The organism is Pseudomonas sp. P4_C3 (genome assembly GCF_056402075.1).
The window spans coordinates 1-1,776 of sequence record NZ_JBFUIC010000561.1; the positions used below are offsets into that span (position 1 = coordinate 1).

2 protein-coding genes are annotated in these 1,776 nt (G+C 57.4%); both read right to left on the reverse strand.

The window, feature by feature from the left end; translation table 11 throughout:
* Nucleotides 1–329: aldehyde dehydrogenase family protein (locus AC1DVH_RS30630; RefSeq protein WP_477756948.1), on the reverse strand; the 329-nt coding region annotated here is incomplete at its 3' end.
* Between the two features lie 86 nt (nt 330–415).
* Nucleotides 416–1,762, reverse strand: coding sequence for an omega-aminotransferase AptA (gene aptA, locus AC1DVH_RS30635; RefSeq protein ID WP_477756949.1), 1,347 nt, complete (start codon nt 1,760–1,762; stop codon nt 416–418).
* Between the last annotated feature and the right edge of the window lie 14 nt (nt 1,763–1,776).

Genomic DNA, 1,776 nt, shown 5'->3' on the forward strand with positions numbered 1-1,776 from the left:
AACTCGACGTTCTCGATCCCGCGTTTGAGTTCCCCAGTAGCATCTTCAATGGTTTTGCCGTGCTCTTCGCTGATCATTTGCGCGATTTTGGCTTCGTTCTGCTCCAGCAACTGCTTGAAACGAAACATGACCTGAGCGCGCTTGGCGGCCGGAGTCTTGCGCCATGCAGGAAAGGCGGCTGTCGCGACGTCAATGGCGTGTTGAACGGTGGCGCGATCCGCGAGTGAGACCTGATGGATGACCTCACCCGTGGAAGGGTTGAACACGTCCGCGGTGCGGCCGGCGGTGGCGATATGCTCGCCGTTGATCAGGTGTTGAATGATGCTCATGGATAAAGACCTGCAAGATTGAAAATAGAAGTGATGCTGGCGGAGTTGACCCGCCAGCATGGGTGGTTTGCCTGCACGTTGTTGCGTTAATCGATGTGGTTCAAGGCTTCCCCGACGGCGTCAAACATCCGGTCAAGATCTTCAGGTTTAGCGTTGAAGGTCGGCCCGAACTGAAGGGTGTCGCCGCCGAAGCGCACGTAGAACCCCGCTTTCCAAAGCGCCATGCCCGCCTCGAACGGACGAACAATTGCATCCCCTTCGCGGGGTGCAATTTGAATAGCGCCTGCGAGGCCGCAGTTCCTGATGTCAACGATGTGTTTTGCGCCCTTGACGCCGTGCAATGTGCGTTCGAAATGCGGTGCCAGATCAGCTGATTGTTGGATGAGGTTTTCCTTCTCCAGCAGATCCAATGTTGCGAGGGCCGCAGCGCAGGCAACCGGGTGCGCCGAGTAGGTGTAGCCATGGCCAAATTCGACCGCGTATTCCGGACTCGTCTGATTCATGAAGGTTTGGTAGATCTCACTGGAAGCGATCACGGCGCCCATTGGAATGGCGCCATTGGTGATCTGCTTGGCCACGTTCATGATGTCCGGCTTCACGCCGAAGTACTCCGCGCCGCTCCAGGTGCCCATCCGCCCGAACCCGGTGATCACTTCGTCGAAAATCAACAGGATATTGTGTTGAGTGCAGATCTCTCGAAGGCGCTGCAAGTAACCTTTGGGAGGCACGATGGCACCTGCGGAACCCGACATCGGCTCGACAATAACGGCTGCGATGTTCGTCGCGTCATGCAGTTCAATGAGCTTCAACAACTCATTTGCCAGTTCCACACCACCGGTTTCCGCCATTCCTTTGGTGAAGGCCAATCCCGGCTGCAACGTGTGGGGCAGGTGGTCGACATCCATTRGTTGACCGAACATCTTGCGGTTGCCCCCGATGCCACCCAGGCTCGTGCCGGCGATGTTCACGCCGTGATAGCCGCGTGCTCGGCCGATCATTTTGGTCTTGGTCGACTGACCCTTGAGGCGCCAGTACGCCCGGGCCATTTTGACCGCAGTGTCCGCGCACTCGGAGCCCGAGTTGGTATAGAACACATGGTTCAGGTCGCCGGGCATGAGGTCAGCGACGCGCTCGGACAACATGAAGGATAACGGGTGGCCATATTGAAAGGCGGGCGAGTAATCGAGCGTGCCCAACTGTAGGGCAACGGCTTCCTGGATTTCCTTGCGCGAATGGCCTGCACCGCAGGTCCACAGGCCTGACAGACTGTCGTAGACCTTTCTGCCTTCGGAGTCTGTAAGCCAGCTACCTTGCGCAGAGACGATGAACCGTGGGTCACGCTGAAAGTTGCGATTCGAGGAGAACGGCATCCAGTGTGAATCCAGTTTCAGCTGGCTGGCCAAGGGAAGTTCGTGAGCCTGTTGTGTGTTCATGAGCAGTGGTCCTC